The organism is Microcystis sp. LE19-131.1A (assembly GCF_027532015.1).
Taxonomy (GTDB): Bacteria; Cyanobacteriota; Cyanobacteriia; order Cyanobacteriales; family Microcystaceae; genus Microcystis; species Microcystis ichthyoblabe_A.
The window spans coordinates 1-5813 of record NZ_JAPZSS010000117.1; the positions used below are offsets into that span (position 1 = coordinate 1).

The window sequence follows — 5813 nt, forward strand, 5'->3', positions numbered from 1 at the left end:
TTTAGAATTTTATCATCAAGATACAGGAATCGGAGACGACGTTTTGGTCTGAGATTTAATTTAATCGCTGGCATTTACAACTACGAACTTGCTTTAGGCTATAATCAAGTAGCTGAATAAGACTTTTGCAGGAGGTCTATAGTCAACAGCTTATAAGTAGTGGGACTTAAAATCTTGAAACCTGTTGTTAGTAAGTAGTCGTGCAAAATTAATTTCCTAGTCGAGACAGGAGACTCCGAGACAGGAGACTCCGAGACGGGAGACAGCTATTAGGGATCGGATTTGAGTTTTCAGTTCTCTGTTTGCTCACATCAGCAGAAGTCTCACGGAGTAGTGGCTTAGATGTGTAATTAATTTTGCTTAGATACTTAGAAGGAAAATTCTTTCACCACTTCGCTGGTAAATAGCAGAGCGGTGGTTATCTTTTCACCCCCTTGCCTCGCGCGTCTTTAACTGGTACTTTTGGATCGGTGGCGATGATGTGAAGATCGATATTTTTCTGCCAGATCAGGCGCATGAGTTTTTGGGTGAAAGAACCTTTGATGAAATGCTTCCAGCGCGATTGAAGGCTCTCCCCAATTACAATCTGGGTGATTCGTTCCCGCTCGGCTACCTCTGCGATCGCTTCAGCCACCTGATAGCTTTTAACCCGTAAGAATTTCCCCTCGAATTCCCCACATAAACGTTGGCAGGTTTCGATATGTAAAGCCTCCTCTCTGGTGAGAAAGCGATCGGGGTTATCGACGAAAATCACGAAAAATTCCGCGTTCATATACCCTGCTACCCGCGCTCCTCGACGTAATAATCGTAAAGAGTTGGGATAGGTGGAAACACAAACTAATACCCGTTCGTGAACGGGACAGGATTGACCGATAAATGTCGAATTACTCGCTTCTTCTTCTACTGTATCGGCCACTTCGCGCAGGGCGAGTTCCCGTAGGGCGATTAAATTACGCCGTTGAAAGAAATTATTTAAAGATGGTTGGATCTTTTCCGGAGCGTAGATTTTTCCTGCTAATAATCTTTCCTCTAGGGTTTCGGCGGTGACATCTACCACAATCACTTCATCAGCTTCCTCCAAAATTCGATCGGGTATTCTCTCCCGCACCACCACCCCGGTGATCCTAGCAACCAGATCGTTTAAACTCTCGATATGCTGGATATTCACGGTAGAGTAAACATCGATTCCCCGGGACAAAATTATCTCTACGTCCTGAAAGCGTTTCTCTCGCTCCGAACCGGGTACATTCGTGTGGGCCAATTCATCAATCAGACACAGCTGCGGCGAGCGGGCGATAATCGCTTCCGTATCCATTTCCGAGAGAGTGAATCCCTCTTTCTCTAGGATTTTTCTTGGTACGATTTCCAATCCCTCGGCTTTTTCGGCGGTCTCTTTTCTGCCGTGGGTTTCGAGAAGTCCAATCACCACGTCGGTTCCCTGCTTTCTGAGGCTATGTCCCTCCTCCAGCATTTTGTAGGTTTTCCCGACTCCAGGGGCCATCCCGATAAAAATTTTATGTCTTCCCCGTCGCACAATTGTCTCCTTTTTGGCAACTTACCTTACAGATTAAGATAATTCGATCGTAGCCGGGGGGATTGAGTATCATTAATCCTTTTAATAGTGACGTGGAGTATAAACCCATTGTTTTGTTTTACCTTGCCCAATAAGGCGAGTTTTACTCGATCCGACCAAAATTATAGTCCGCATATCCGCATCTTTAATAGTCATATCCTCTAGGAATTTCACCGTCACTGTTTCCCCTTTTCGCCCTAAATTACGCGCTAGTACCACGGGAGTTTGCGGCGATCGCCATTGTAATAAAATCTCTTTTGCCTTCTCCAATTGCCAAGTGCGCTCTTGAGACACAGGATTATAAAATGCGATCGCTAAATCTGCCCGGGCCGCTAACTCAATACGCTGAGAAATCACTTGCCAAGATTTGAGAATATCCGATAGGGAAATCGCACAAAAATCATGGCCTAAAGGTGCGCCAACCCTAGCAGCCGCCGCTTGCATGGCCGAAATCCCCGGACAGACCTGAATGGCCACCTGCTGCCATGCCGGTTTTGCTTTTTTTTCTAATACCTCAAACACGGCCGCGGCCATGGCATAAATGCCAGGATCTCCGGAGGAAACTAAGACAACCGATCGCCCCTTAGCCGCTAAATCTAGGGCAATTTCCGCGCGATCAAGTTCCACCCGATTATCCGATTCGTGGCGGACAATTTCTGGTTTTCTCAGGGATTCTACCAAATCCAAATAGGTTTTATAACCCACCCAATCCGTGGCTTTTTCCAACACTTCTCGAACTTCCGGCGACATCCAATTTAGCGCACCCGGTCCAGTTCCGACTATGGCTAATTTACCTTGACTTTCTTGATCCAAATCCCCCGGGGACAAACCAGATTTTTCCTTAATTTGCTGGCTTTCTTCCCAGAGATAAACTAAACAGTTACTGCTAGGTTTTGCCAAGTTTAAGTTATTTTTATCTATAATCTCAATGCTCAATTTTGCTGCTGATGAAATTGGTAAATTACTATTTTTTAACCAGTCCGCTTCACCGATTAATTTTACTTTTTCACCCGCCAATAAATCGGACAAAAACTTCTTAGCATCATCGGGATTAACTAACTGATAACCCGGGGGTGGCGATAATAAAGTCGTTTTAAATCTAATATCACCAGTGGTAGTAATTGCGGGGGAAATTTGCCAAACCGAGGCAATTTGACGAGCGAGATCATTAACCCCTTGTAAACCCCCCAACAAAGGCACTACGGCGCTGCCATCTTCTGCGATTGCTAATACAGGCGGTTCTTGCCATTTATTAGTTAATAAAGGTGCTAAAGTGCGAATTAAAATACCCGCCGCACAAATGCCAATAATTGGCGTTCCCGTCTGGAAAAATTCTCGCACGGTTTCGCCAAAATTATTATAGGTAAAATCAGCCGACTGGGTACGATTTATTAACCCATAAACTGCTGATTCTGGTAAGGCCATTTGCACTTGACGAGCAACGGGGAGGCTGGTTTCTCCTAAAATGAGAATAGCTGGAGGTTTCATTTGGCTTCCCCTGACTGCGTTGCAGTTAACTTTTGGATAAATTCTTGATGTTCTACCGAGTTAATTCCAGCTTTTAAGATGTCTAACACCCGTGACATATTGCCGTTGAGCATGGCTGAAATATCTAACCACAAACCCGGAAATACTAGAGAGCAAATCACTCCTTCTTGGTTGGGTAACAAAGAAATATAATCGCCATTTTCTAAATTAAACCAATCAATTTTTTGGTCAAATACTTGCCAAACAAGGTATTCTTGAATGCCACTGCGTCGATAAGCACGTTTTTTATCACCTAAATCTATGGCGGCACTACTAGCGGCAATTTCTACCACTAATTCCGGCGATCCTTCTAGGTATCCCTCTACACTTAGGGTTGATTTTCCCCCGCTTTCTTGACTGATTAATAACACCCCATCCGGCTGTAGTTCGTTGTCGATATCCAAGCGAACTGTTGGCTCAATACCCATTTGTACTTGGGGGGTAGCAACTTTGTATGTCCATAGCCAACCAACAAGATTGCCGTGGGGTTCAGCATGAAATTTAAACCTTAATGGGGATGCCATATACACAACTCCTTCGATAAGTTCGGCTTTTTTTAATCCTGGCATAGCTTGATAACGGCGCTCGAATTCGGGACGAATTAAGCGGTCCCCATTTTCTAAAGGGGGTAAATGTTGAGTGGTTACAGTCTGAGAAGTTAAGGATTTAACTGGGGAAGAAGTCATGGTGGCAGTCTTTGGGAACAAAACAGCATTGGTTTTATTATAGATTGTTTCATTGGACTTCTTGAGGGATTTAACTTTTAACTGAAATTTCGCCGGAAGTCCTGAGCTTTTAGCGATGGTATGAATGGCGACCAACAGATAGACAATTACCCAAAACTATACCATTTATCTTAGTGATGAGGTACAAAATTTTCCTTTTAGTAAGTCGGTAGTCGATACCAAATTAGGTTACACTTCATCTAGTTATGAGAAATGCTGTCATAACTGATACAGCGAGCCTAAATGAAAGGTAAACGTCCTCTTCTAGAGCCTACCCATTCACGAGTCAATTAGGCACACTATAACTAATAACTGATAATCGATAACTGATAATGTTGGTTCCCCTTACCCGTCAATCGATCGAGCAAATTGTCCCGATTATCGCCACAGGTCCCCAGTACGCTCACTATTGGGGTAAATGGTCTGATTTTCTGCGCCGTTTATTTATTTCTATCATCGCTCTCACCGCAGCTTGGTTAATCGGTAATTTATTCGGCCCAGGTGGTTTAACAATTAAACTGATTTTCGACATTATCGCCGGTTTATATTGGCTCTGGGGTCCGGTTTATTGGGCCAGTGTTCGCAATAATACCTATCGTCGTCTTCCCTACGGGGGATTTTGGCGCGGTCGCGTTTTCGATGCTTTTGTAACCGAGGAATTAATCGGGGAAGAAGAAAGGGTCAATAAACGCGGGCAATTAGAGATTATCGAAAATCGCCAACGCTGTATTAATCTAGAAATCGGTGATCAAACTGGCTTTTCGGCGATCGTTCGCGCTCCCCTCAAACGCATCCATAAATCGATCCGTCCCGGGATGGTGGCCGAAGCTTTGTTAATGTCTCGAGAACCCGATTTAGGGGATATCAATCAGCTTTCTGATGTCCATCTTCCCCAACTCGACCAGTGGATAGGGGAATATCCTGTGCTGCGACGGGATATTTTTCAGCAAGTTAGTCGCGAATTGGGAGGGGGAAAAGAACCCCGGCCAAAACCTTCTCGTTATTCTAATAATGTCATCCGAAGACGCAAAACCCGTTAATGGTTCGGCGATCGCTGAAAAAACACCGGTTTCTCGGCTATCAATGAATAATAATCAATTAAATGGTCTATTTACAGATTTTAGTCCATTTAATCCTTATTTTTGCCGTTTTTGAACCATCAAAAATTAATTATGCAAGAGGTTCAATATAATGTTAATTGAGCTTAGAAGGAGATAAATCGATGACAGCATCCTATGAGCAAGACTTTGGACTTTGGGCCGAACAAATGGCCGATTTATTAGCCTCCGGTCGGTTTTCCGAGTTAGATATTGAGAATTTAGTCGAAGAGGTGCGGGATTTGTCGAAACGGGAGCGCGATCGCTTACTCGCTAGTCTAAGATTAATTTTGCATCATTTATTAAAGTGGGACTATCAACCTCAACGGCGATCGCACAGTTGGTTGGGAACTATTCAACGAGAAAGAGCTAATATTAGGCTTTATTTGGACGATAGCCCTAGTTTAAGGCGATATTTAACCGATGAAAGCCTATTTAAACTCTATGCTGTTGCTTGTTCCGATGCCTTTAGAGAGACGGGATTAGAGTTTCCCCCCGTTTGTCCCTACGGTATTGAGGATATTTTAAATCGTTCTCTTCATCTGTCAGAATGATAGGCGAAAAACGATTAAAGTTGGTAAGCTTAGATAGTATCCACAGGATCTTAAGTTTATCGCCATGATTGACTGGTTAATTGTCTGGGGGGTTACTCAAGCTGCAGGTCCGCTTGTTTTTTCAGTAATGCAAGAGTTGGCCATAGAGGGTGCAAAAGATTACGGAAAGGAATTTTTTAAAAATAGTCTAGGTAAAGCTGACTGACGGACACATTTTTCAATACAAAGACAAGTACTGTTATGTGAAAGCCTCAAACTCCTGAATAAAAGAAAAGGTAATTTTGCCATAATAATCCTGACGAGCTTTGCGAGAAGCAAAACAGGGAAAAGGGTCAAC

The 5813-nt window shown here is 43.6% G+C and carries 6 protein-coding genes and 1 pseudogene; 4 read left to right on the top strand and 3 right to left on the bottom strand.

All coding sequences use genetic code 11. The features are described 5' to 3' along the window. Positions 1-120 (top strand): annotated as a pseudogene (locus O9323_RS10260) (IS5/IS1182 family transposase); the annotation flags it as partial. 298 nt (positions 121-418) lie between these two features. On the opposite strand, the gene O9323_RS10265 reads toward O9323_RS10260, so the two are convergent. The 3 genes from O9323_RS10265 to O9323_RS10275 all read right to left on the bottom strand — a co-directional run bounded on the left by O9323_RS10265 (position 419) and on the right by O9323_RS10275 (position 3786). Beyond that, positions 419-1534 carry a universal stress protein gene (locus tag O9323_RS10265; protein WP_002755841.1) on the bottom strand — a complete coding sequence of 372 codons (1116 nt, stop codon included), beginning with the start codon at positions 1532-1534 and terminating at the stop codon, positions 419-421. Between the two features lie 81 nt (positions 1535-1615). Further along, complete coding sequence (cobJ, locus tag O9323_RS10270; protein ID WP_288125052.1) at positions 1616-3061, bottom strand: precorrin-3B C(17)-methyltransferase; 1446 nt, start codon at positions 3059-3061, stop codon at positions 1616-1618. Next, on the bottom strand, positions 3058-3786 hold the full coding sequence (locus O9323_RS10275) for a Uma2 family endonuclease (protein ID WP_002776743.1): 729 nt from the start codon (positions 3784-3786) through the stop codon (positions 3058-3060). Before O9323_RS10275 ends, cobJ begins: the two co-directional genes overlap by 4 nt. 371 nt (positions 3787-4157) lie before the next feature. Between O9323_RS10275 and O9323_RS10280 the strand changes: the two genes are divergently transcribed. The 3 genes from O9323_RS10280 (at position 4158) to O9323_RS10290 (ending at position 5681) form a co-directional block, all read left to right on the top strand. After that, positions 4158-4865: a DUF8619 family protein gene (locus tag O9323_RS10280; protein WP_002755836.1), complete on the top strand. Its 708-nt coding sequence runs from the start codon at positions 4158-4160 to the stop codon at positions 4863-4865. A gap of 182 nt (positions 4866-5047) precedes the next feature. Further along, a complete protein-coding gene (locus tag O9323_RS10285) occupies positions 5048-5476 on the top strand; it encodes a DUF29 domain-containing protein (protein WP_002755834.1) in 429 nt (142 codons plus the stop codon). A gap of 64 nt (positions 5477-5540) precedes the next feature. Then, entirely contained in the window at positions 5541-5681 is a 141-nt protein-coding gene (locus tag O9323_RS10290; protein ID WP_172963207.1) for a hypothetical protein, read from the top strand. Positions 5682-5813 lie beyond the last annotated feature (132 nt).

Coding starts and splice junctions, on each gene's coding strand:
- O9323_RS10285 (WP_002755834.1), top strand. CDS start 5,048: ATGACAGCATCCTATGAGCAAGACTTTGGACTTTGGGCCGAACAAATG.
- O9323_RS10290 (WP_172963207.1), top strand. CDS start 5,541: ATGATTGACTGGTTAATTGTCTGGGGGGTTACTCAAGCTGCAGGTCCG.
- cobJ (WP_288125052.1), bottom strand. CDS start 3,061: ATGAAACCTCCAGCTATTCTCATTTTAGGAGAAACCAGCCTCCCCGTT.
- O9323_RS10280 (WP_002755836.1), top strand. CDS start 4,158: ATGTTGGTTCCCCTTACCCGTCAATCGATCGAGCAAATTGTCCCGATT.
- O9323_RS10275 (WP_002776743.1), bottom strand. CDS start 3,786: ATGACTTCTTCCCCAGTTAAATCCTTAACTTCTCAGACTGTAACCACT.